Origin of the sequence: Luteitalea sp. (genome assembly GCA_009377605.1) — a bacterium.
Lineage (GTDB): Bacteria > Acidobacteriota > Vicinamibacteria > Vicinamibacterales > Vicinamibacteraceae > WHTT01.
In genome coordinates this window covers 98016-122184 of record WHTT01000004.1, presented here as the reverse complement: position 1 = coordinate 122184, position 24169 = coordinate 98016, and the positions used below count along the sequence as shown (strand labels likewise).

23 protein-coding genes are annotated in these 24169 nt (G+C 64.7%); 15 read left to right on the top strand and 8 right to left on the bottom strand.

Annotated elements, in window-relative coordinates; translation table 11 throughout:
• Positions 1–164: 164 nt before the first annotated feature.
• Positions 165–1496, bottom strand: a complete 1332-nt coding sequence (locus GEV06_02570; protein ID MPZ16791.1) for a serine hydrolase — start codon at positions 1494–1496, stop codon at positions 165–167.
• 103 nt (positions 1497–1599) lie between these two features.
• Between GEV06_02570 and GEV06_02565 the strand changes: the two genes are divergently transcribed.
• From GEV06_02565 to GEV06_02545, 5 genes are all read left to right on the top strand, one after another.
• On the top strand, positions 1600–2277 hold the full coding sequence (locus GEV06_02565; GenBank protein ID MPZ16790.1) for an endonuclease III: 678 nt from the start codon (positions 1600–1602) through the stop codon (positions 2275–2277).
• Between the two features lie 97 nt (positions 2278–2374).
• Positions 2375–2956, top strand: a complete 582-nt coding sequence (locus tag GEV06_02560; GenBank protein ID MPZ16789.1) for a peptidylprolyl isomerase — start codon at positions 2375–2377, stop codon at positions 2954–2956.
• A 66-nt stretch (positions 2957–3022) separates the two neighbouring features.
• Positions 3023–3733 (top strand): radical SAM protein, encoded by a 711-nt coding sequence (locus tag GEV06_02555; protein ID MPZ16788.1) that lies wholly within the window; start codon positions 3023–3025, stop codon positions 3731–3733.
• Between the two features lie 120 nt (positions 3734–3853).
• Positions 3854–4567 (top strand): 7-cyano-7-deazaguanine synthase QueC, encoded by a 714-nt coding sequence (queC, locus tag GEV06_02550; GenBank protein MPZ16787.1) that lies wholly within the window; start codon positions 3854–3856, stop codon positions 4565–4567.
• 25 nt (positions 4568–4592) lie between these two features.
• Positions 4593–5789, top strand: a complete 1197-nt coding sequence (locus GEV06_02545; GenBank protein ID MPZ16786.1) for a hypothetical protein — start codon at positions 4593–4595, stop codon at positions 5787–5789.
• Between the two features lie 234 nt (positions 5790–6023).
• Here the strand turns inward: GEV06_02545 and GEV06_02540 are convergent, their stop codons facing one another.
• The 4 genes from GEV06_02540 to GEV06_02525 form a co-directional block, all read right to left on the bottom strand.
• Positions 6024–7361, bottom strand: coding sequence for a DUF4340 domain-containing protein (locus GEV06_02540; GenBank protein ID MPZ16785.1), 1338 nt, complete (start codon positions 7359–7361; stop codon positions 6024–6026).
• Positions 7358–9013, bottom strand: a complete 1656-nt coding sequence (locus tag GEV06_02535) for a hypothetical protein (protein MPZ16784.1) — start codon at positions 9011–9013, stop codon at positions 7358–7360. Before GEV06_02535 ends, GEV06_02540 begins: the two co-directional genes overlap by 4 nt.
• Before the next feature lie 84 nt (positions 9014–9097).
• On the bottom strand, positions 9098–9871 hold the full coding sequence (locus tag GEV06_02530) for an ABC transporter permease subunit (protein MPZ16783.1): 774 nt from the start codon (positions 9869–9871) through the stop codon (positions 9098–9100).
• On the bottom strand, positions 9864–10886 hold the full coding sequence (locus GEV06_02525) for an ATP-binding cassette domain-containing protein (GenBank protein ID MPZ16782.1): 1023 nt from the start codon (positions 10884–10886) through the stop codon (positions 9864–9866). The genes GEV06_02530 and GEV06_02525 overlap by 8 nt, the downstream gene beginning before the upstream one ends.
• Positions 10887–11218: 332 nt before the next feature.
• Here GEV06_02525 and GEV06_02520 point away from each other — a divergent pair, with 332 nt between their 5' ends.
• From GEV06_02520 to pal, 4 genes are all read left to right on the top strand, one after another.
• Positions 11219–11569: a metalloregulator ArsR/SmtB family transcription factor gene (locus tag GEV06_02520; protein ID MPZ16781.1), complete on the top strand. Its 351-nt coding sequence runs from the start codon at positions 11219–11221 to the stop codon at positions 11567–11569.
• A 10-nt stretch (positions 11570–11579) separates the two neighbouring features.
• The gene (gene cadA, locus GEV06_02515; protein MPZ16780.1) at positions 11580–13727 is read left to right on the top strand and encodes a cadmium-translocating P-type ATPase; all 2148 of its coding nucleotides are present in this window, start codon (positions 11580–11582) and stop codon (positions 13725–13727) included.
• 343 nt (positions 13728–14070) lie between these two features.
• Positions 14071–14325, top strand: coding sequence for a hypothetical protein (locus GEV06_02510; protein ID MPZ16779.1), 255 nt, complete (start codon positions 14071–14073; stop codon positions 14323–14325).
• A 328-nt stretch (positions 14326–14653) separates the two neighbouring features.
• Positions 14654–15232 (top strand): peptidoglycan-associated lipoprotein Pal, encoded by a 579-nt coding sequence (gene pal / locus GEV06_02505; GenBank protein ID MPZ16778.1) that lies wholly within the window; start codon positions 14654–14656, stop codon positions 15230–15232.
• On the opposite strand, the gene pyrF is transcribed toward pal, so the two are convergent.
• From pyrF to GEV06_02490, 3 genes are read right to left on the bottom strand one after another with little or no spacing between them, the layout of a single operon-like run.
• Positions 15219–15944 (bottom strand): orotidine-5'-phosphate decarboxylase, encoded by a 726-nt coding sequence (gene pyrF, locus GEV06_02500; protein ID MPZ16777.1) that lies wholly within the window; start codon positions 15942–15944, stop codon positions 15219–15221. The genes pal and pyrF overlap by 14 nt on opposite strands.
• Positions 15929–16867: a dihydroorotate dehydrogenase gene (locus tag GEV06_02495; GenBank protein ID MPZ16776.1), complete on the bottom strand. Its 939-nt coding sequence runs from the start codon at positions 16865–16867 to the stop codon at positions 15929–15931. The genes pyrF and GEV06_02495 overlap by 16 nt, the downstream gene beginning before the upstream one ends.
• A 4-nt stretch (positions 16868–16871) precedes the next feature.
• A complete protein-coding gene (locus GEV06_02490; protein MPZ16775.1) occupies positions 16872–17774 on the bottom strand; it encodes a dihydroorotate dehydrogenase electron transfer subunit in 903 nt (300 codons plus the stop codon).
• Between GEV06_02490 and GEV06_02485 the strand changes: the two genes are divergently transcribed.
• The 6 genes from GEV06_02485 (at position 17758) to GEV06_02460 (ending at position 24165) form a co-directional block, all read left to right on the top strand.
• Positions 17758–19488 carry a hypothetical protein gene (locus GEV06_02485; GenBank protein ID MPZ16774.1) on the top strand — a complete coding sequence of 577 codons (1731 nt, stop codon included), beginning with the start codon at positions 17758–17760 and terminating at the stop codon, positions 19486–19488. The genes GEV06_02490 and GEV06_02485 overlap by 17 nt on opposite strands.
• 223 nt (positions 19489–19711) lie before the next feature.
• Positions 19712–20230, top strand: coding sequence for a bifunctional pyr operon transcriptional regulator/uracil phosphoribosyltransferase PyrR (gene pyrR, locus GEV06_02480; protein MPZ16773.1), 519 nt, complete (start codon positions 19712–19714; stop codon positions 20228–20230).
• Complete coding sequence (locus GEV06_02475) at positions 20227–21243, top strand: aspartate carbamoyltransferase catalytic subunit (GenBank protein ID MPZ16772.1); 1017 nt, start codon at positions 20227–20229, stop codon at positions 21241–21243. Before pyrR ends, GEV06_02475 begins: the two co-directional genes overlap by 4 nt.
• Positions 21244–21254: 11 nt before the next feature.
• The gene (locus GEV06_02470; GenBank protein ID MPZ16771.1) at positions 21255–22604 is read left to right on the top strand and encodes an amidohydrolase family protein; all 1350 of its coding nucleotides are present in this window, start codon (positions 21255–21257) and stop codon (positions 22602–22604) included.
• Between the two features lie 62 nt (positions 22605–22666).
• On the top strand, positions 22667–23293 hold the full coding sequence (locus GEV06_02465) for a hypothetical protein (GenBank protein MPZ16770.1): 627 nt from the start codon (positions 22667–22669) through the stop codon (positions 23291–23293).
• Between the two features lie 17 nt (positions 23294–23310).
• Positions 23311–24165: a TIGR02757 family protein gene (locus tag GEV06_02460; protein MPZ16769.1), complete on the top strand. Its 855-nt coding sequence runs from the start codon at positions 23311–23313 to the stop codon at positions 24163–24165.
• The last annotated feature ends 4 nt before the right edge of the window (positions 24166–24169 follow it).

The window sequence follows — 24169 nt, the reverse complement described above, 5'->3', positions numbered from 1 at the left end:
CGCCGCCGTCGCCGCCCGACAAATAACACAAAGCATTAATCGGACGATGTACTAGGTCCCTTGGTCCCTAGATCCCTTGGCCCCTAGATCCCTTGACCCCTAGATCCCTTGACCCCTAGATCCCTTGACCCCTAGATCCCTTGACCCCTAGATCCCTTGACCCCTTACCTCGCTACGCTGGCCTCCACCGCTACGGGCGCTTCGATAGCCTGATAGACCAGCGCGCGGAACTTGCCCTGCAGGTCGAGCCCTTCACTCGGGAGCAGCTGTGCCATGAACAGGGCAACGAGCTTCTCCTGTGGGTCCACCCAGAACCGCGTGAAATAGGCGCCGCCCCAGGAGAACTCACCAACGCTGCCGGGGCGCCCCGCACTGCCGAGGTGCTCCACCACCTCGAAGCCAAGGCCGAATCCGAGCGTTCCCTCCGCATACAGCGTGCCCACATGGTTCGACGTCATCATCTCGATTGTCTTGGGGCCGAGGATCCGCACGCCATCGAGCTCGCCACCGTTCAGCAGCATCTGCAGGAAACGAGCGTAATCCTGTGTCGTGGAGAGCAGGCCCGCGCCGCCCGAGAAGGAGGCTCGTGGCCCATCGACGTATGCTCCCTGGGAGCGTCCCGTGTCTGGCGCACGCTCGATACCGCCGTCCGGCGTGGCCGAGTACACCGTCGATAGGCGGTCCCGCTTCTCGGGCGGCAGGAAGAAGTAAGTATCGACCATCTTCAGCGGTTCGAAGACACGCTGGCGCAAGAACTCGTCGAATTTCAGACCCGAGGCCTTCTCGACCACGGAGCCGAGGATATCGGTCGAGTAGCCGTAGACCCAGCGCTTGCCAGGCTGTTCATCGAATGGCAGTGTGGCGAGCTTTTCGATTCGCGCGCCGATCGGCTCGGTACTGCCGGCGAAATACCATTCGTCGAAGCCTGCGGCCTGATACTGCGGCTCCGTCGCACCGGCGCCATACGAGATGCCGGCCGTGTGCGTGAGTAGATCTCGAATCGTGATTGGGCGCTCGGCGGGGACGACCGCCACTGGGCTGCTCTCCGGCGCATTCGGCGGAGGCGGCACGGCCACAGTCGTGCTCTCGAAGGCTGGAATGAACTTCGACAACGGATCGCTCAGCAAGAGTCGTCCTTCCTCCATGAGTATCATGATGGCGACGCTCGTGACGGCTTTCGACATCGAGGCGAGGCGGAAGATGGTGTCCTTCTCCATCGGCGCGCTCGCCTCGATGTCGCGGTGACCGACGGCATCGAAGTGGATCACCTTCCCGTCCCGCGCGATGAGCGTCACGACACCGGCGATGCGCTTCTCATCGACGTAGCGTCGCATCGTCTCGGAAAGACGGGCGAGCCGCTCGGACGACACGCCGACCGACTCCGGTGCAGCGGTGGGAAGGCCTTGCGCGTGCACCGGTGGCGCCGTGAGAACGACAGCCGTAACGAGCGCGAAGCAGATGGACAGTACTCGTGCACGAACGATGTGAATCGACATGGTCAGTTGTCCCAATTGCGAAGTTCGCGAACCGCGATTTCAATGGAATCTCTGGTCATTATTCATCGATGTCCAGATGCCGTATCATCGTGGAGCATTACTCATGCCACCGAACGCCGCACCCATCGACCGCACGTTGCGCACCCTCAAGAAGGCGATTCTCTCAATGGAGTTGCCGGCCATCGAGAAGATCTCCGAGGAGCAAGAGGGGGACGCATTCCAAGTGTTGATCGGCACGATGCTCTCGGCCCAAACGAGAGACCCGGTGACACACGAGGCATCGACGCGCCTGTTTGCGGTCGCGCCGACGCCTGGCGTCCTGGCTCGCCTCCCGCTGACACGCATCGAACGGCTCATCTATCCGGTGAGCTTCTATCGAAACAAGGCACGCCACGTGAAGGCCGCGAGCCGGCAGATCATCGCGGAGTTCGGAGGACGGATCCCGGCCACCATGGAGGAGCTCCTCACGCTGCCAGGCGTCGGCCGCAAGACCGCCACCCTCACGCTCATCGTTGCTCACGAGAGTGCTGATTATATCTGCGTCGATACGCATGTCCACCGTATCGCAAACCGCTTCGGGTGGGTGAAGACGAAAACACCAAAACAGACCGAGCTTGCGCTGTACGACGCTGTGCCAAAGCGCTGGTGGGCGGACGTGAATCTCTTCCTCGTCTCGTGGGGACAGAACATCTGCAAGCCGGTCTATCCGCTCTGCCGCACGTGCCCGCTCGACCGCCTCTGCCCCAAGATAGGCGTCAGGATTAGAAATCAGGATTCCTGAATCCTGATTCCTGGTGCCGTTATACTGGGCGACATTACGACAACGTGTGCTCCCGATGTCCTGAGGCCCGGTGGCCCAGGGCCCATGGAGGGACAAGATGTTCGAAGCATCTGCGAGATCTGCGAAGCCCTGGTTGGTAGGCGCGGTGGCAGTATTGGCGTTGTCCGTGCCGTCGGCCGCGCAGTCACAGGGTACGACGAAGCCCGAGGCAACGGAGAACCCTGTGCTGCTCTTTGCGACCGAGAAAGGCACATTCGAGGTCGAGCTCCTTGCTTCAGAGGCGCCGAAGAGTGTGGCGCACATCGTACGGCTCGTGAAGAAGTATTTCTACAACAACCAACGAATTCACCGTGTCGAGCCGGGGTCACTCATCCAGTTCGGTGACATTCGCACGCGCGACATGACCAAACGAGCGGAGTGGGGCAGCGGGAGCGGTGGCGGGAGCGGCCGCCCCCTCGAGGTCGCTGAGTTCGCGAAGGGGCTGACGCACGAACGCGGGACCGTAGCGCTCGCACACTCCGGCGATCCCAAGCTCGCCGACAGTCAACTCTTCATCGGTCTTCAGGCGCATCCCGGGTGGAATGGGAAGTACGTCGTTGTGGGGCGCGTCGTTTCTGGGATGGACGTCGTCATGAAGCTACGCGTCGATGATCGCATCAAGAAGGTGACGGTGAAGTAGAAGTGTAGGCCCGACCTTCCGCCTTCGCGCCTTCGCGCTTCGGCGGACAAGTCAGGTCGGGCGTGAATGCAGCAGCGAGGGCCCGAGAACAAACGCCCCTGCAGTACAATCAGCGTAGGGGAGACGTCCGTGGCCACGCTCACAGTGAACGAGATCTACTGCTCCATCCAAGGCGAGTCGACCTGGGCGGGCCTCCCTTGCACCTTTGTGCGCCTCACCGCATGCAATCTGCGGTGTCGCTGGTGCGACACGGCCCATGCCTTCCATGAAGGACGAAAGTGGTCCGTCGAGGACGTGTGCGCCGAGGTCGATCGCCATCGTTGCCGGCTGGTCGAGGTCACCGGCGGCGAGCCCCTGCTGCAAGAGGGTGTGTACGCCCTGATGCACCGGCTGCTCACCGCTGGTCGGACCGTCCTGCTCGAGACCGGCGGTCACATGAGCCTGGCGCGCGTCCCGGCGGCGGTCGTGCGCATCATGGACATCAAATGCCCGGGCAGCGGCGAGGCGTCCCGCAACGACTGGAGTAACATCGATCGCCTCCAACCGCACGACGAGGTGAAGCTCGTCGTCAAGGATCGGGCCGACTACGAGTACGCCCGCGATGTCGTCGAGCGACACCGTCTCACCGAGCGGGTCCACGCCATCCATGTCTCGCCTGTGCATGGAGTGCTCGAGCCGAGAGAGCTGGCGGCGTGGATGGTGGCAGACCAGTTGCCCGCGCGGCTTCACCTGCAGCTCCACAAGTACATCTGGGAACCGGAGACGCGCGGCGTATGACTAGCGAGGCCCCGGACTCAGACCGTCGAGCATCTCGATGTAGAGGGCCTCGCTAGTCACAGTGCTTGCTTTGCCCCGCTTCGCGGGGCGGCCGTCTTGACGGAGGAGAACTTGGCTCAAATGCGAGAGGTCCGGGCCGTCAAGACGGCTAGCGAGAAGCGCGCAGCTGTAGTTCTGCTCAGCGGTGGGCTCGATTCCTACACGGCCGCTGCCATCGCGCGAGATCTCGGCTTCGACCTCTATGCGCTGACCGTGCGATACGGCCAGACTCACTTTCAGGAGATCAGAGCCGCTCGCGCCGTAGCGGATGCGTTGCGTGTGGCCAAGCACATGGAGCTGGAGGTCGACCTGCGTCCAATTGCGCTCTCTGCGCTCACCGGCGCCACCGACGTACCGAAGGACCGCCCCGGGGACCTCAGTGAGATTCCGCCCACCTACGTGCCCGCACGGAACACTGTCTTTCTTGCGCTCGCACTGGCGTGGAGCGAGTCTCTGGGCGCCCACGATATCTTCATCGGCGTCAACGCCATAGACTATTCAGGCTATCCGGACTGCCGGCCCGAATACATTCGCGCATTCGAGCGAGTCGCCCAACTCGGCACGAAGGCCGGCGTCGAGGGACACCCGTTCCACGTCCACGCGCCGCTGGCCGAGCTCTCCAAGGGGGACATCATTCGTCGCGGTCTGTCGTTGGGCCTCGACTACGGTCTCACGCTCAGTTGTTACGATCCCGAGCCGGACGGGCGGCCGTGCGGGCACTGCGATGCCTGCACCCTACGCGCAAAGGGCTTCGCCGAGGCAGGGGTGCCAGACCCGCTGCTGGTGACCGGGTGACGAGGTGATCGGCTGACTCCAACTGATGACTGAGCGGCTCTACTACACCGATCCAGATTGTCTGGAATTCGAGGCGACAATTGTTGGGATCACGCACGAGGAAGGTCGCACTCTCGTGTATCTCGATCGCACGGCGTTCTACCCAACCTCCGGTGGCCAGCCGTTCGACACCGGGCGCTTGAACGAGACGCGCGTCGTCGACGTCATCGACCAGGAGCATCGTGTTGCCCACGTGATTGACGCGGCAAGGACGCTCGAGGACGGTGAGCGTGTAACGGGGCGGATCGATCACGAACGACGGCGCGACCACATGCAGCAGCATACTGGTCAGCACATCTTGTCCGCGTCTTTCGTTCGCCTGCAGGATGTGCCGACCCTGAGCTTTCACCTCGGCAGCAGCACGTCGACGATTGACCTTGCGCGAGAGGTGAGCCGCTCTGCCATCGAGGCTGCTGAGGAGGCCGCAAACGGCGTCATCTGGGAGAACAGGCCAGTCAACATTCGCTTCGTGTCCGGAGACGAGGGTGAGGCGCTTCCGCTGCGCAAGCCGCCGCAGCGCGCGGGCACCCTACGACTGATTGATATCGCGGACTGGGATCTCTCGGCGTGTGGCGGAACACACGCCACTCGTACTGGTGAGATTGGTGCGATCGTGATTCGCGAATGGGAACGCTACAAGAACGGCACTCGCATCACGTTCGTCTGTGGACAACGTGCGCTCCGAAGCCACCGCGAGCTTCGCGACGTGGTCTCGCACGCCTCGGAGCTGCTCTCCGTGGCATCGGCCGATGTCGATACAGCCGTCGAGAGGCTGGTCGCAGAAGCGCGCGATCTGAGGAAGGTCACGCGCACGCTGTCCCAGGAGCTGAGCACGGTTCGGGCCGCTGCCTTGGCGGAGCGGGCAGAGCCGGTGGCCGGCGTCGACCTTCTGGTCGCTGTCCTGGAGGGTGCCGATGCCAGCGCGCTTCGAACGGCTGCCGCCTCGCTCACGGCCACGTCGGGCCGCGTCGTTGTCTTGCTCACCGAGGCACGGCCGGCGGCGATTGTTGTCGCTCGGAGCGCCGATGCCACGGGTGTCGATGCTTCTCGGTTGCTCGGTCAGCTCGCCGATCGCTTTGGCGGGAGGGGAGGTGGCAAGCGGGAGCTCGCACAGGGCGGAGGCGTCGATGCCGACCGCGATGCCGTCGCGCGGGAGGTGAGGCGTTTTCTTGATGCCAAGTAGGGCGCCCCTTTAGGGCCTGTCAGGGAATAAGTGCACCATTCTGGCTGCCGATGCATCCCGTCTCGCAGCGTTGCTCGTCGCTTACATACTCCCGGTATGCGCACTCCTCGCGCCTTGCCAGACGGGCGCCTCGACACCCAGAACGGCACACTTATTCCCTGACAGGCCCTTAGGGGCATGGTCGCCGTTCCACCCGGCGCGGCTAAAGCCGCGCCCTACCTCTGTTTCGCATGGCTACTTGACCGCGTCGAGCGCTTTGACGACGTCGTCGAGGGTATCGGCGGGGATTGTGGCGGCGCCAGGCTCGCCGGTGCGAACGGCGTATGCCTCCTTGCCGGAGCGGTACAGCGTCACGCTCTCGCTCTTGTCGCCCTCGGAGACCGCCGTGATCGCGACGACTTGCGCGCTGCCGGCGGGGAGCGAGTCGACGTACGAGTCTGCTCGAAGGTCGGCAATCCGCGACGCCAGGTCATCCACTGTCGCCGCGTCGACCTTGGCTTGCGGCTGCACCTGTGTCCAGCGCTCCGGAGCGCTGTCGTCTTTCGATTCCTTCCTCTTTTCGAAGAGTCGCTTGGTGCCGTCGCGAGTGATCTCGAGGCGCTGGCCGGTGACGTTCTGGAACGCGAAGAGCTCTTTCGGCCGGTACTCCGATGGCTCGCGCCGCAGATCGTCGGCGAGCGTGCTCTCGACCGTGAATACCATCGGACGTGAGCCATCCTTTGCGTAGACGCCTTCCTCATCGGCGTCTCGGCCCAGGAGCAGGGAGGCCGAGGTGCTGCCGGAGTGGAGCGTCACGGTCACCGAGGGCTTGTCGAGAGCGTACGTATCGAGCGTCTTTGCGTCATCGGCGATGAGCGCTTTCATCTGCCCCGACGCGAGACTTCCGAGCAGTGACTCCACCGTGCCACTGTCGACGCGCGTGGACCATGGCTTCGCCATCTGCCACGTATCCCCCTTCTTCACGAGCTGGAGCTCCCAGGACGCGCTCCTGGCGTCGAGCCGATCCACTTTGTCGCGATCGAAGGTCAGCACACTCTTGTCACGCAACGCGAAGGTGTCGCGGTCGAATGTCGTCTCGAGCCCGGAAGGCACGAGGATCACGCGCGGTGCACCGTCCACGCGAGCGTACAGGTCCCCTTCCGTAGGCGTCTTTTCTCCAATCAGGAGCTGGTGCGGCTTCGGCTGGCCCGATACGCGGAACGTGACCTCTACTCGAGGTTCCGCGAGGCCGTACTGCGCCACGTCCTTCGGTTTCTCGACCAGCACACGCTGAATCTCGAGCGTCGAGAGGTTCGACGTAATGCTGGAGACCTCACTCTCGTCTGCCGCCCCTTGGATTGGGGCGACAATCTGCCACGACGCTCCCTCCTTCTTGAGCGTCGTGGTCGCGCCTGATGCCGCCTTCACGGTCAGCTCGGTCAGCTTGGCGGCGTCGAGGTCCGGGAATACCTTTTCGAGCGTTTCGGCGTCACGCTCCTCGGCCGGCGGTCGGTGCCGCTCGACGAAATAAATGTAGGCGCCAAGGCCAAGGCCGACGACGAGCAAGATCAGGAAGGAGCGCCCCCGACTCATCCTCGCCTCCGCCACCAGATGTAGACGCCGCTCATGAAGACCAGCGCGGGCACCGCCAACATCGACAGCCAGACCACGCGGGTGGTTTGTGCCGCCGTCATGGTGACGCGCCGATCGTCCGGTTCCTGTGGGCGGATGTCGATGAGCGATTCCTGCTCCGCCAGCCAGTTCAAGGTGTTCAGGAACAGGTCGCGGTTACCCTGCAAGCCGAGCACGCTGTTGGAAGCGAAGTCGGAGTCGCCAAAGACGACCACCCGCGTCTCAGGCGTTTTGGTGTCGTCACTGGCGCCTTCGGCCTCGGAAGCCTCCTCCTTGGAGGCTTCGCCGTTTCCACCGGCCTTTGCCTCTGGCTCTGGCTCTGGCTCTGGGGCCGGTAGTGACACGGCGGCTGCCAGCGGAATTGGCCCCGGCTTGTCGCCCGCCTCTTCATCCAGCGACACCTCACCGCCCGCGGCGAGAGCGCCGAGATTCGCCTCGGCCCAACTGTTATCGCTGGTTTCGACCACTGCTTGCGCCGTGCGCCCATCGACGCCGTCACTGACGGGCGTAATGGATCTGGCGAGGGGGAACGCCGTCATCATCTTGAAGTTGGTCGTAATGGCATGCTCTGGATAGGTCATGGCGAGCGGCGTCTCTGGACCGGAGCCGATGAGCTGCCCCATGCCGCTGGCATCCACGACCACGTTGGTGCCCACCTCGATGCCCCACTCGTGCGCCAACGCAACGAGGCTCGTCAGTTCCTGGCTCTCTTGGCTCGTCGGCGGATCGAGCATGAGGAGCAGCTTCCCGCCGCGGTTGAGGTATCGGCGAAGCGCCTCGACCTCCGGCTCGAGGAGATCCGTCTGTGGGCCCGCGACAACGACGACGTTCGCATCCTCGGGAACGTCACGCTGCTGCGCGAGCTGGAGGGGTTCGACTTCGAAGTTCTCGGTCTTGAGCTGCTCGGTGGCTGCGTTGTACCCGCCGCGCTCATCCGCGCTCGTCGGATCGCGCTCGCCATGCCCCTGGACGAAGTAGACCTTCTTCTGTCCACCCTCGACGGCACGGACAATCGCCGCCGTGACCTCCTGCTCACTGTTGGTCGTGGTCCGCTCGCTGCGACCGCCGTACTCGACAACGATGGTGCCGTACTGCTGAATCTTGTACTTGTTCGCAACGGTGCGCTGCTGGTCGGGATCGATGTACTCGACCTTCACCTGATCCGATGCGTTCTGGTACTCCATCAGGCGGTCGCGGAACTCGCCCGCGTTCATGTCGCGCGCGAACACCTTGACCTGAACCGGCGACTCGAGGTCGGCGAGCACGCTCTTGGTCTGATCAGACAGGCTGAACTGCTTCGATGCCGTGAGATCCCAGCGTTTGCTCTCCCGTCCAGCCACATAGTTCACGCCCGCGAGGATGCCAATCACGATCGCAATGCTGCCGAGTGAAAGCGAGCCGTAGCGGACCGAGCGGTTGCCGAACGCACCGATGATCTCGCGCCACTGGCTGGCCAGATACAGCAGCACGCACACGAGACCCGCCATCGCGAGCCACCATCGGACCGTCGTGAGATCCGGCTTGACGACGAGCAGGGCCACGGCGGCCAGCACGAGGGCGACGCCAACCCAACCAATCCAGTTCAAGATTCTCTTCAGCATCGCGGTGTTCATAATGCGCTCAGGTTGGCCGTTCACAAAACAGAGAGGGAAGATCTCGAGCCGCGCCTAGATCGGCACGTGTGTCCATCGGCGCTCTCATCCCCTCCACCGATCGGCGTCGAGCGAGCGCGACGTGAGGAACAGCCCGAAGAAGATGAAGCTCGCGTAGTACACGAGATGCTTCGTGTCGATGACGCCCTTCGCGAAGTCATCGAAGTGCTCGGTGATGGAAAGCGCGGTCACGACCTCCCGCATCATCGGACCAGCGAACTCCGCCACCCAATTCAAGAGCAGGAGCAGCAACAACACCGCGAAGGTCACGAAGCAGGCGACGATCTGGTTCTGCGTCAGATTCGAGATGAACATTCCCAAGGACAGGAACGAGCTCCCCAGCAGTAGGAGGCCGAGATAGCCCGTGAGAACCTGGCGCCACTCGGGGTTGCCGTACATGAACAACCAGACCACGCTGAGCCAAGTCACGGCGAGCATCAGCGCATAGAGAGCCGCAGCGCCAAAGAACTTGCCGAGGATGATCTCCCAGTCACGGAGCGGCGAGGTGAGCAGCAGCTCCATCGTCCCACTGCGCTTTTCTTCGGCAAACGTTCGCATGCTCAGGAGCGGTAGCACGAAGAGGACGATGACGCTCGTTTGGAGCAGGAGCGGCCGAATGAGCATTTGATTGACGTTGACGCTCTGAGGGCCACCCATCCCCATCTGGCCGGTGCGCAGGCTCTGGTCCAGGAAGAATCGCAAGAACGCGACGAACATCAGGCCGAAGATCAGCGCGAAAAGGCCGATCGTCGCGTAGGCAATCGGCGACGTGAAGTACGCGCGCAGCTCCTTTCGCGTGATCGCGAGAACATTACTCATGAATTGTTGTCTCCTGGGCGCTTGTCTCCGGGGCGTTTGTCTCGTGGGGGCTTGTCTCCGGGGGGCTTGTCTCCGGGGCGTCGTGCTCCTCGGTCGTCAGCTGGAGGAAGACCTCCTCCAGGCTCAATCGCAATGGTCGCAGCTCCAATAAGCCCCAGCCCTGCGAGACGATGGCCGCCACGAGGTCCCGGCGCACATCGCGGGCCGGCTCGCTGTGCACTTCGAAGGCGAACCGGCTGTCGCGCGCCTCCGTCCCCACCACACGCGTCACGCCAGCCACGCCCTGGAGCGTCGGCGCCGCGTCGACGCCACCTGTGTCCACCTGCACGTAGATAGCCTCGACGTCCGTAACAGACGCCGTTAGGTTCTCGGGCGTGTCCTCCGCGACGACGCGTCCCTTGTTGATGATGACGACGCGCTGGCAGGTTTGGGCGACCTCGGGCAGGATGTGCGTGCTGAGCACGATCGTATGGTCGCCCGCGAGGCTCTTGATCAGCTCGCGCGTGTCGATGATCTGTTTGGGGTCGAGGCCGGCAGTGGGCTCGTCCAGGATGAGCACTTCGGGATTGTGAAGCACTGCCTGCGCCAGCCCCACGCGCTGGCGGTACCCCTTCGAGAGCGCTCCGCAGCGCTTGTACACGACGTCTGTGATTCTCGCCGTTTGTAGCGAGTTGTCGACTTGGCGCTTGCGGCTTGCGGACGGGATCCCCTTGATAGCCGCCACGAAGGTCAGATACTCGTGGACGGTCATCTCCGGATACAGCGGCGGAGTCTCGGGAAGATATCCCGTCCGGCGCTTGGCTTCGACGGGCTGCTCGAAGACGTCGTAGCCCGCAACCGTCGCCTTGCCCTGCGTGGCTGGCATATACCCCGTGAGGACACGCATCGTCGTCGTCTTCCCGGCGCCGTTCGGTCCCAGGAACCCGAGAATCTCGCCTTTCCCAACTGAGAAGCTGATGTCGTCAACGGCCGTGGTCAGACCGTATCGCTTCGTGAGGTGCTGGACCTCGATCACCGTGCACTCCCAACTATGAATCGCGCCGGAGTCGACGCGTGGCTTGCAGGACCAGGCGTTGCACCGAGCCTGATGAGGAATCGCAACCAAAAATCCTAGTGGTGGCGGAAAACTGTGTCAACCGTGGCGCAAGAGGACAGGCTCCTTCTGCACGGATATAGACGTAGCGCGCGGCCTTCAGGCCGCCTCGGTCGTGCTACAATGTGACGATTGAGCATGTGTTCAGATATAGAGCCTTGCTGACATCTACCAAGTCTCCAAGTACTACGTCTCCGGACCATCGCCGGTTACCAGAGCAGGCTACAACGCCCAGCAGTGCTGATGACCGGTGTGTGGACACCCACACCGATCCCGCCACCGTCGCGCGCCTTCGACGCCAGCTCGTCAGCGATCGCACTGCCACCGCGCTCGCGGAGACGTTCCGGCTGCTCGGCGATCCGACCAGGGTGCGGCTGCTCGATGCCCTGTCCCAGGGTGAAATCTGCGTATGTAATCTTGCGGCCATCGTCGGGCTGTCCGAATCCGCAGTGTCGCACCAGCTCCGCTTGCTCCGCGGCGCTCGGCTCGTCCGCGCGCGCCGGAGCGGGCGCCTCGTTTTCTATGGCCTCGACGATCACCATATCCTCACACTGCTCCAGCAGGCCTCAGGGCACGTCCGCGAAGCCGTAGACGCACCGCGCTAAGAGGGAGTTGATGGTCCTGCGTTCGAGTTGCGATGTTTGTGTCGAGCACGCGGAGTCGACGTTTCGCGTCGACGGCCTCTGTTGTCACGAAGAGGTGGCGTTGCTGGAAAAGCACCTGCAGCGGCTCCCTGGTCTGACCGGGCTCTCGGCCGACGTTGTCCGCCAGCAGCTGCGTGTCCATCACGACGCCGCCCGCATCTCCGTCACCCGCATCACGGAGGCAGTCGCAGAGGCGGGCTTGCGCGCCTGGCCGCACGACGAAGACCGTGCGCGTCCGGCGGTCGCCGGCGGCTGGTCGCGCGGTCTCTTCGTTGCCGTCTCCGGTGTGCTCGTGATCGTCGGCGCTTTGCTCGACGCGGCGGGCGCCGCGCAATGGGCGCTCGCTGCTGCGTTTGGTGGGGCTGCCGTCGCGGGCGGCCTGCCCGTGGTGCGGCGGGCCGCAGCCGCCGTGCGGCTGCGCACGCTCGACATCAATGCGCTCATGCTGGTGGCCGTCGCGGGCGCGGCGCTCATCGGCGAGTGGTTCGAAGGGGCAACTGTCATCTTCCTGTTCGCGCTCGCGCAGTGGCTGGAGGTCCGCAGCATGGATCGTGTGCGCCGATCCGTACGCGCGCTGATGTCGCTTGCGCCTGCGGAGGCCCTCGTGCGCCGCAACGGTCAGGACATGACGGTGCCGGTGGATGCCGTGGGTCTCGGTGAGGTCATCGTCGTGCGGCCGGGTGAGAGGGTACCACTCGACGGCGACATCGTCCACGGTGAGAGCGATGTGGATCAATCGCCCGTGACGGGCGAGTCGCTGCCGGTGGCCAAAGGGCCCGGCAGTCCGGTATTCGCAGGTACCATCAATGGGTCGGCCGCACTGGAAGTTCGTGTCACGCGCAGGGGCCGCGACAGCACCATCGCCCGCATCACGCACTTGATCGAGCAGGCCCAGGCTCAACGCGCGCCCTCCCAAGCCTGGGTTGATCGGTTCGCTCGCGTCTACACGCCGGCTGTGCTCCTGTCCGCGGCGCTGGTCGCGGTGATGCCCCCGCTCGCACTCGGTGGCGCGTGGAGTGACTGGATCTACCGAGCGCTCGTGTTGCTCGTTATTGCTTGTCCGTGCGCGCTGGTCATCTCGACGCCGGTTGCGATCGTGTCCGCGCTCACGGTGGCTGCGCGCCACGGCGTCCTCGTGAAGGGTGGCCGCCACCTCGAGCGCCTCGCCGACGTACGAGCGATCGCCTTCGACAAGACAGGGACACTGACAACGGGACGCCTGACCGTTACCGACGTCTATCCCATCCCTCCCAGGGACCGCGCGGCGGTCGTGCGCCTGGCGGCGGCCGTGGAAGCCCGTTCCGAGCATCCCATTGGGCGTGCGGTGGTCGCGCTCGCCCGCGCTGAAAGCGTTCCGATCGACGCGGCGTCCGACTTCCGTGCCTGGCCTGGGCGCGGTGCCGAGGCAGCTCTCGGGCACGCGACGCTTCTCGTGGGCAACGAGCGACTCTTGCGGGAGCGCGGCGTGGACAGCGGTCCGGTCGCTGGCGCGCTGGCCGCATCGGAGGCGAGTGGCGGCTCTGTTGTCCTCGTGGCGCTCGACGGTGACGTCGTTGGCGCACTGGTCCTGGGAGACGAGCTGCGAGCCGCGAGCCGGCCAGTGGTGGCCGAGCTGAAGCGCCAGGGGGTAGCGCCAATTGTCGTGTTGAGCGGAGATTGTGCACGGGCGGCCCAGGCGACCGCTGACGCCGTTGGCGCCGACCAGTGGCGCGCCGACCTATTGCCCGAAGACAAAGTGGATGCGGTTGTGCGGCTCAAGTCGCGCACGGGCACTGTCCTGATGGCCGGTGACGGCGTCAACGATGCGCCGGCACTTGCGGCCGCGGACGTGGGCCTCGCCATGGGTGTCGCCGGAACGGACGTCGCGCTCGAGACCGCCGACGTTGCTCTCATGGGCGACGACCTTCACAAGCTTCCGTACGCTCTTTCACTCAGCCGCAAGACGCTCGCCACCGTCAAGACGAACGTGGCCTTTTCACTCGGCCTGAAGGCCGCGTTTCTGGTAATGGCGATTGCCGGGATGGCGACGCTCTGGATGGCCGTTGTCGCCGACATGGGTGCATCGCTCATCGTGATTGGGAACGGTCTCCGCTTGCTTCGCGTCCGTCCCGCGGAGTAATCCCGCGTAGGGACACCTCGCCGAGGCGTCCGTTACGTCGTCAGCTCCTTCCCCCCTCATCGCGGTATCATCGAGGGAACGCATCTCGGGGGCGCTCTTCGAGTGGCGAAGGCGGAGATGTCGTGCGTTGCGGAGCCGCTCTCCTTGTCGCTATAATCCGGCACTCCACACGCGGTCGGTGTGGTGTCGCCGGCGCGGGAGGGACCCGACGCGTGGATGCTCAACGCCGATCCAGCCAGCCTCGGCTCCGAGTGCGGGAGGCGCTCGGGCCCCAGCATGGGCGAGAGTTTGGATTGCCGCAAGCAACTCCACCAGATTCGGTCTGCGGTGGGAGTCAGGAGCTATGGTGACCTGTCCAGAATGCGACGCGGATCTCGAAATCGATGTGCAAGAAATCGACGAAGGTGACGCGGTCAGATGTGAGAGCTGTGGCACCGAGTTCGAGGTCACGGGTGTAGATCCGCTCGAGCTCGAGCCCGTTGAGGACGACGAGGAGGAGGAGGATTTCGACGAAGAGGAAGAGGAGGACGAGGACGAGGACCTCGACGAGGATGACGACGACGTGGACGACGAAGAGGACAGTTGGGACGATGATTAGCTTGCCCGCCACTCCGCCGCGTCGGCAATTGACAGCTCAGCAGTAAATCGGTACCCTCAAGTAGGGTACGCCGCGCCCGCGGTGTGCTCGATCTCGCGCTCGGTCTCAAATCTCAAATGGCGGTCGCGTGGTAAGGGGGGCCTGAAATCCCTTGTCAACGCAAAGAGTCGATGCATAATGCACAGCACGGGTAATCTCTGCTTCCGCATTTAGGACTGCGTGCCAGGGAGGACCGCCTCGCCGAGGCGGCCGCGACGGTGCGAGAGGCTGACGCGCGCTACCATCGCTCACGAGTCCGCTGCCGATTGACGCAAGGAGAACTTTGCTCATGTTGCGTTCGCGTGTGACCTTTCTCCTCGTTGCTTTGACCCTGGCCGTGGCCGTGGCCGGCTGTGGCAGAAAGAAGCCTGCGGAAGTTCCCGCGCCCCCGCCGCCGCCCCCGGCCGCCGCGCCAGAAGCTCCGCCACCTCCGCCGTCGCCCCCGGCCCCTGCAGAGACGCCCTCGGACGAGAAGCCGCTGTCGGAAGATGAGATCTTCGCCGGCAAGAGTCTCGAGGACCTCAACGCTGAGCAGCCACTCGCCGATGCGTTCTTCGAGTTAGACAGCGCGGAGCTAGGCGAAGAAGCGCGAACGTCCCTGCAGAAGAACATGGAGTGGCTGAAGCAGTGGCCGACCACGAAGGTTCTCATCGAAGGGCACTGCGATGAGCGCGGCACGACCGAGTACAACCTCGCGCTTGGTGAGCGACGCGCGACGACGGTGAGCAGCTACCTGGTCAGCCTCGGCCTCGAAGCGGATCGTGTGACCACGGTCAGCAAGGGGAAGGAGGACCCGTTCTGCCCGGAGCAGGGCGAAAGCTGCTGGCAGCAGAACCGACGCGGCCACTTCCTGATCACCGCAAAGTAGCGTCTGTGATTTCCGCGGCCATCGCGCGTGCGGCAGCGCGTGGATCAGCGGCCGCCGTGATCGGCCGGCCGACGACGAGGTAGCTTGCACCGCTGGCCATGGCGGCCCCTGCGCTGAGCGTGCGCGCCTGGTCGTCGGATGGAGTCCCCGGCGTCCGTTGCGGCCGGATGCCTGGCGTCACGATGAGGAAGTTGGCGCCACATGCCGCTCGGAGACGTGAGATCTCCAGCGGCGATGCGACGACACCGTCCATGCCCGCTTCGCGCGCGAGAAGCGCCAGCGCCTCGACCTGCTCATTGAGGGGGCGCGCAACTCCCACCTCTCGGAGCCGACGCTCATCCAAGCTGGTGAGCACCGTCACCGCGACGATGAGCGGACACGGCCGTCCGCGCAGCGCGGCTTCTTCCTCGGCCGCTGTTCGCGCAGCCCGCATCATGTCCACACCGCCGCTTGCGTGAATGGTCAGCATCCACACGCCCAAGCGTACCGCCGAGCGGGCTGCGCCCGCGACGGTCGTCGGAATGTCGTGGAACTTGAGATCGAGGAAGACACGGTGTCCCGCCGCCACAATGGGCTCTACCGCTGCCGGTCCCTCGGCAGTGAACAGTTGCTTGCCGATCTTGAACCCACCGACCACATCGCCCAGCCGATCCACCAAGGCCAGTGCGTCGGTGGCGGAGGGAACATCGAGTGCAACTAGGAGTCGATCCATGCGGGCTCGAACGCCGAGACCTCGACACTGCCGACCAGATCCGACAGTCGTTCGATATGGTGACGGCGTAGATAGTCTTCGAGGTCAGCGAGCAATCGCGTCCAGATCAGTGGCTCCACGAAGTTCGCCGTGCCGACCTGCACGGCATCGGCGCCAGCGATGATGAACTCGAGCGCATCGGCGCCGTTCGTGATCCCCCCGATGCCCACGATCGGAATCGTGATTGCCTGCCGGCACTCCCACACCATTCGCACGGCAATGGGACGTATGGCGGGGCCGCTCAGACCGCCCAGGACGTTCGACAGCTTGGGTCGTCTCGTTTCCACGTCGATTGCCATCGCCAGGAACGTGTTCACGAGCGATACCGCATCCGCGCCCGCCTCTTGAGCCGCCCGCGCGAACGACGCGACATCGGTCACGTTGGGCGTGAGCTTGGGCATGACCGGCAGGTGGGTGGCACGCTTGACGGCGGCCACCACCTCGTGCGTGCCGCTGAGGCTGCAGCCGAACTGAATGCCGCCTTCCTTGATGTTCGGACAGGAGATATTGAGCTCGATGGCCGCGACACCCTCCTGGTCGGAGAGCACCTTGGTTACCTCGACGTACTCGTCGAGCGTGCTGCCGCACACGTTCACGATCGTCGTTGCACCGAGCGACCGGAGCTGGGAGAGGTACTCGCGGACGAAGCGGTGAACGCCAACGCCTTGCAGGCCGATGGCGTTGAGCATGCCGGCCGGCGTCTCGACGATGCGCGGTGGCGCGTGTCCTTCACGCTCGCCGGGGAACAAGCCCTTCACGCAGACAGCGCCAAGGGATGCGAGATCGACGGCGTCCCTGTACTCGACACCGTAGCCGAAGCAGCCGCTCGCGGCAATGAGAGGGTTCTTGAGCGTGAGCGACCCGATCCGCGCGGTGAGATCCACATCCTTATCGTAACAGCTCCTCCCACACCACGCGGCTCGCGTTGAAGACGGGACCGGCGAGGCAGGCGCGGACGAAGTGACTGCGGCCTTCCTCGTTGCGCACCGGAACCACGCAGCTGTAGCACCCGCCCATGCCGCAGCCCATGACCGGCTCGAGCGAGACTTGCACGTCGCGGCCGAAGTCCGCGGCAAGCTTCCACACGGCACGCATCATTGGCGTCGGGCCGCACGCATAGATCGCAACGCGGTCCGACGAGGCAAATGAGGCAAGTTGGTGCCTGAGCGGCTGGGTCACGAGACCAAGGTCGCCGCGGCTCCCATCTTCCGTGGCGAGCGCGAGGGTCACCCCGCGAGCGGCAAACCACTCCGTGTGAAACAGCTCGGTGTGGCGCCGGGCGCCGTAGAACAACGTGGTACGGGTCCCGCGGGCGATCAGGGCCTCGCAGAGCGTGGCAAACGGTGCCAGACCAACGCCGCCCGCCACCATGAATGCTGCGGCGGGCGGGTCGACAGGCTCGAACGGGCGGCCGAGAGGACCAAGGCAGGAGACACGCGCGCCTCGCTCGAGGTCCGACAGCAGACGTGTTCCGACGCCTGCACGCTTGTTGAGGAGTGAGATGCCAACTGGCGCGCCCGATTGATCGCGCAGAACCTCGAAGATCGAGAACGGGCGACGCAGAAGCGGCGTGAAATCGCGGGTGGGCCTCACCATGACGAATTGGCCTGGCTCGGTTCGCTGCGCGATGTCCGGAGCAGACAGGGAGAGGATGTTGTAGTCGGCGGAAAGCCTCGTATTGGCCAGCACCTCAGCGTCGATGTCGAGAATCATCCCGCTGTGAGTATATCCACGGATCTGACGAGGAGCATCTGTGTCACTCTGTGATCGAGCCATGCGAACCCTGCGCATCTCGACCAACGCGCTCGTGGCTGGGGCGCTCGGTGCGGCTTACATCACGGTGCTCGTGTTGCAGCTCAACCCACAGCTGGCGCTCGAGCCCTCCCTCGTGCTACGGCTCTACATTCGCCTCGCGCTCGTCTATGCGCCGGCCGTCGCAGTCACACTGTCCGGCCTGCTCATCCTGCACTGGCTCCTGGTGCGCGGCGGCGGCATGCCGGGTTGGCTCAGCCTGCGCATCCTCGCGTGGGTCACGACGATTCTTTGCGCCGGTGCTGCGCTATTGATGTGGACGAACTTGGTGGCCTTTCGCGCCGAGCTCGGCGAGGAGACGGCGCGTCGCCTCGCGGCGGGCACGGCCGGCGTGAGTGCTGCTGCCCTCGTCCTCCTCCTGATTGCCGTTGTCCACTACTCGTTCGGCCGGCGGGGCAGCCGCGTTGGCGGCAGCTTGTATGCGCTCGCCGTGCTCGCGTCGGTGCTGCTGCCGCTCGTGGCGCGCGGGCCGGCAGACCAAGGGGCCAGGCGAGCCACGGGCCAGGCCGCGCGGGCATTCGTACCCGAAGCTCGCCCGCCGGGCAAGGTGGTCGTCCTGCTCGTCAACGGCGCGTCGCTCGAGTACATCAATCCTGCCACTGCACAGGGCAGGCTCCCGAACTTTGGCCGGCTGCTCGACGCTGGTGCATCCTTGCACCTATCGACCATTCGGCCGACACAGCCGGAGACGGTCTGGGCGGCTGTCGCCACCGGCAAGTATCCGTCGGCCAACGGCGTGCGTGCGGCCGCGAGCTACGCCTTTGGATCGGGCCTACCACACCTCGAGCTCCTCCCTGCCTACTGTGGCGCCCAGGTGCTGTCGTGGGTCGGGGCGATCCGCGCCGAGCCGTTGCTCCGCACGGCGCTGCGCGCGCCACCGCTCTGGGGAATTCTGAGTGCTGCTGGACTGAGCGTCGGCATCGTGAACTGGCCCCTCACGGCACCGGCGCCATGGGTCCGAGGATTTCTCATCAGCGATCGGCTGCACTTGCGTGTCCCGGGAGCGTCCCCTGCGCCGGTGCCCGAGCCGCTGGCGGCGCCCTCCGCGGCCGCGCAGGTCGCTGACCAGATTGCCTCCGAGTTGTCGACCCGACCGCCGAGCGGGCGCCGCAGCGGCGATCCATCGACCTGGCGCGATGTCTTGTACGAGCAGATCTTCCTCGACCTCGATCGGCGCTTCGGTCCACAGGTTGCCGCGCTCCGATACGAGGCATTCGATCGGGTGCGTCATACGTTCAGCCGTGCCGCGTTGCCCCGATTCGTTGGTGGACCGAGCGCGGCGGAGCGGCGTCGCGCGGGCCAGATGCTCGACGAGTACTATGCGTACATCGATGGCAAGGTGGGCGCGGCGATCGACCGGCTGGGTGATGACGACGTCCTTTTCGTGGTGTCGGGCTATGGCATGGAGCCGACGGGCCTTGTCGCCCGGCTGGTGAGCCGCTTGGCCGGAGAAGCGGGTAGCCTGAGTGTCCACGAGCAGTCGCCCGACGGGTTCCTTCTCGCCTATGGCCAGCCGGTTCGTCCCAGCCGCCCGCACCGCGGCTCTGCGGTGGACGTGCTCCCGACGTTGCTGTACTTCCTGGGCTTGCCGGTTGCCCGTGACATGGACGGCTTTGCGCGCACTGATCTGTTCAAATCGAGCTTCACAGCAGAGCGTCCGGTGGTATTCGTGCCGACGTACAGCCCGACCTAAAGGTCGGGCGTCGCCTGCTGGTTCTGATTGACACCGGCATCATCCCGTCACTAAGATTGCACGACTCTTTAAGTGTGGCCCCGCGAGGCTGCGAAGAGGTATCCATGACCGACACTCCCCGCCTGCCGTCGTCTGCGGCACCAAGAATCCCCGAGCGATCTTCTTTGCGCAATAGCTTGGCGCATCTGAGGGTACCGTGCCGGTCGTGATTGATGCGGCACGGATGGGGCGTACGCTCGCGCGCATTGCGCATGAGGTCCTCGAGCGCAACCGCGGTCTCGACGATGTCGCGTTTGTTGGCATTCGCACACGCGGCGTCCCGCTTGCGCAGCGAATCGTGACGGCCATCGGCGAGCTGACGAGCCACCAAGTGCCGGTGGGCTCCCTTGACATCACGCTGTACCGCGACGATCTCATGCGCCATCAGGTCGGCCCGCAGCCGGTGGTTGGCCCGACGGACATCCCATTCCCCATCGACGACCACCGCATCATCCTGGTCGATGACGTGCTGTATACGGGGCGAACGGTGCGCGCCGCGTTGGACGCGCTCATCGATTTCGGCCGGCCTCGCACCATCCAACTGCTCGTGTTCATCGATCGCGGCCACCGCGAGCTGCCCATCAAGGCGGACTACGTCGGTAAGAATCTGCCGACGTCGCTCAAAGAGAGTGTCCAGGTGCGGCTCGCCGAGATCGATGGCGTCGATGAAGTGGTCTTGGAGGAGGAGGCGAGCTCCTCATGAAGGGGTCAGGGGGCACGGGGCAGGGATCAGTAGGGGTCAGGGATCAGGGATCAGCCGAGGGCCCACGAACGCCGACCGTGACGGCGCTCGAGAACCGTCATTTGCTCGGGATTGCGGAGCTCTCGGCGGAAGAGATCCGTCTGATCCTGGACACCGCCGAGGCGATGAAGGAGGTGGGCGAGCGGCAGATCAAGAAGGTGCCCACACTGCGCGGCAAGACGGTCGTCAATCTCTTCTTCGAACCGAGCACACGGACGCGCACCTCCTTCGAGATTGCGGAGAAGCGCTTGAGCGCCGACACGCTCAACATTGCCGCCTCCACTTCCAGCGTTGTCAAAGGGGAGACGCTCGCCGACACCGTCCGGAACCTCGAAGCCATGGCGCCGGACGCGATCGTGATGCGCCACCCCTCGTCCGGCGCCTGCCATCTGCTCGCGCGTATCTGCCGGGCGCGTGTCGTGAACGCGGGGGACGGGACGCACGAGCACCCGACGCAAGCGCTCCTGGATGGCTTCACAATCCGCCAGCACAAGGGAGGCTTCGCAGGACTGAAGGTTGCCATCGTGGGTGACCTGCTCCACAGCCGCGTCCTGAGGTCGAATCTCTTGCTGCTGAACAAGCTCGGCGCGCAGGTGGTTGCGTGCGCGCCGACGACGCTTCGACCCGTGGGCCTCGACCGCATGGGTGCGACGGCCACCTCGTCCATCGACGAGGCGGTACAGGATGCGGATGTCGTCATGATGCTGCGCATCCAGCTGGAGCGGATGCAGGGCCACTTCTTTCCGTCGATCCGCGAGTACTATCGATTGTTCGGCTTGACAGCTGCACGGCTGCAGCGCGCCAAGCCCGACGTCATCATCATGCACCCAGGGCCGATCAACCGCGGAGTCGAGATCGATTCCGATGTGGCCGACGGTCCGTACTCCGTCATCCTCGAGCAGGTCGCCAACGGCGTGGCGGTGCGGATGGCCGTGCTCTATCTGCTGACAGGCGGCAGCGAAGGCCCTTCGTAGACACTACAGACATGAAACTGTTGTTGAAAGGCGGTCGTCTGGTAGATCCGGTAAGCGATCGTGACGGTATCTACGACGTACTGATTGAAGGCGACGTCGTGGCTCGGATCGATCGCGACATAGCGGTCGATCGGGACGCGGCGATTCTCGACGTGCCGGAAGGGGCCATCGTCTGCCCGGGGCTGATTGATATGCACGTGCACCTGCGAGAGCCGGGGCAGGAGCACAAGGAAGATGTGGCGAGCGGTGTGGCGTCGGCGGTGGCGGGCGGCTTCACCGCTGTGGCATGTATGCCGAACACGTCGCCTGTCAACGACAACGCCAGCGTGACCGAGCTGATCCTGGAACGGTCCGCCCAGGCGAATCGCGCGCGCGTGTATCCCATTGGCGCCGTCTCCGTTGGACAGCACGGCGAGCAGCTCGCCGAGCTGGGGGAGCTCAGAGACGCCGGTTGTGTGGCGGTCTCCGATGACGGTCACCCCGTGGCCACGGCGCTGCTGATGCGGCGCGCGCTGGAGTACGCGGACATGCTGGGGCTGTTGGTCATCGATCACTGCGAGGACCAAACGCTGAAGGGGGACGGTGTCGCGCACGAGGGATACCACGCCAGCGTGCTCGGGCTTCGCGGGATACCGGGTGAGGCGGAGGAGTTGATGGTCCAGCGCGATGTGACGCTGGCCGGGCTGACGAAGGCGCCGGTGCATATTGCGCATCTGAGCACGCGAGGGTCCTTGAGAGCCGTGCGTGACGGTAAGGCGCGCGGCATCCGTGTGACGTGCGAGGTGACGCCGCACCATTTGACGCTCACAGACGAGGCGCTGGGTGACTACGACACGAACACCAAGATGAACCCGCCGCTCAGGGAGGCGGCCGACCGTGATGCGCTGATGGAGGGCCTGCGCGATGGTGCGGTCGATGTGATTGCCACAGACCACGCGCCGCATCACGCCGATGAAAAGGCTGTGGAGTTCGACCACGCGCCGTTCGGGATCGTTGGACTGGAGACCTGTGTGCCGTTGGTCCTCGACAGGCTCGTGCATGCTGGTGTCATCTCGATCGGCCGCTTCGTCGAGCTGCTCTCGGTGAACCCGGCGCGCCTCCTCAAGGTCACGGGCGGATCGCTAACCATCGGACGGCCTGCCGACATCACCGTGCTGCTGCCAGATCTTGACGTGACCATCGACAAGAAGAAGCTCCGGTCGAAGTCCAAGAACACGCCGTTTGGCGGATGGCGCTTACGAGGCGGCGTCGGCGCGACGTTCGTAGGCGGCCGCCTCGTGTACTGCAATGACGACACTCCGTCGCTGACGGCGTGGCGGGAACTGAGGAAAGCACGTTCGCCGAACGTGCCTGGTCGCTAACGGCCGCCTCGGCGAGGCGGCCCTACCGTCGTTCAACGATACGGTTCATTTGACCGGTCTGCATGACACTCGCCAGAGCCGAAGAGGTGCGCCGCAGCGCGATGCAGGAGCTCCGCCAGTCGGAGGTCCTGATGCTCGACGGCCATTTCGACTATGGCAACGGCTACCACGGCCGCGTGTATGTCAATCCGCACCGTCTCTTCCAGCATCCGTCGACCATCTGGCGCCTCGCGCAGGATCTCCTGGAACTGATGCCTTATGAGCTCAAGATGCGGGTCGAGGTGGTTGCCGGACCCGCGACGGGCGGTGCGTTGCTCGCCCACACGCTGGCCGGACTGCTCGACGGCCAACGCAGCCTCTCGCACCCGTCGTTGCGCTTTGCGCCGTTCACGCACGATCCGCATGGAGGCCTCCGCCTGCGGCCCTTCTATGCCAGCACCGTTGCTGGACGGCGGGTGATCCTGGCTGACGATGTGCGGAACACGGGCAAGACGTTCGAGCGGTGCATGACGCTCGTGCGCGACGCCGGGGGTGACGTGATCGCCTGCGTCGAGATCTGCGATCGCATGGAAGCGGTTGTCGACCTTGGTGTGCCAAACATCTCGCTGGTCGAGTACGGCGCGCCAGAGAACTACCCGGCGGATCAGTGTCCGATGTGCCGTGCCCGCATCCCTCTAACGAGCTTCTAACCCACGAACAGTCCGGAATGCGCCACAGCTCTCTCAAGCCGGAGCTCGACGATCTGTACGAAGCGTTCAATCGAGAGGACGCAGCGGCCGACCCGGTGCAGTTCGTCCATCGGTACCGTGAAATTGCGGACCGCGAGATCGTAGCGTTTGTCGCATCAGCGCTCGCGTTTGGGCGCGTCGCGAGCGTGCTGGCCTCGGTCGAGCGCCTGCTCACGTTGATGGGACCATCGCCGGCGGCCTTCGTGCGATCGTTTGCGCTATCCGAGCTCACGGACACGTTTGCCGGGCTCGGGCATCGCTGGACGCGCGCCGAGGATCTGGTGGCTCTGATGCTCGTGCTCCGCCACATGATCGAGCGCGCCGGCAGTATCGAGCGTTACGTGGCGGACGGACACGATTCAGGCGCGCCGGACGTCAGCGAGACCGTGGAGCGTTTCTCGGCTCGCGCTTGCGGCGTGGACGTACGCCAGGCGTACGGCAGGCCCCTGCCGCGGCGGCCGGGCGTGCACTTCTTCTTCCCGCGCCCCTCCTCTGGGAGCGGGTGCAAGCGGTTGAACCTCTTTCTCCGCTGGATGGTGCGCTCCGACGCCGTCGATCCCGGTGGTTGGACGATGATTCGGCCCGCACAGCTCGTCGTGCCGCTCGACACGCACGTCATCCGCGTCGGTCGGTGCCTCGGCCTCACACGGTACCGCAGCGCCGGCTGGCGCATGGCGGCGGAGATCACCGCCTCCTTGCGCCGGTTCGATCCCGATGATCCTGTCCGATACGACTTTTCTCTGTGCCACCTCGGCATGATGGGCGCGTGTGGGTTTGGAACGAGTGGAAGCAACCGACAGTGTCCGTTGCGTGCATTCTGCCGACCGGAGTAGTGCT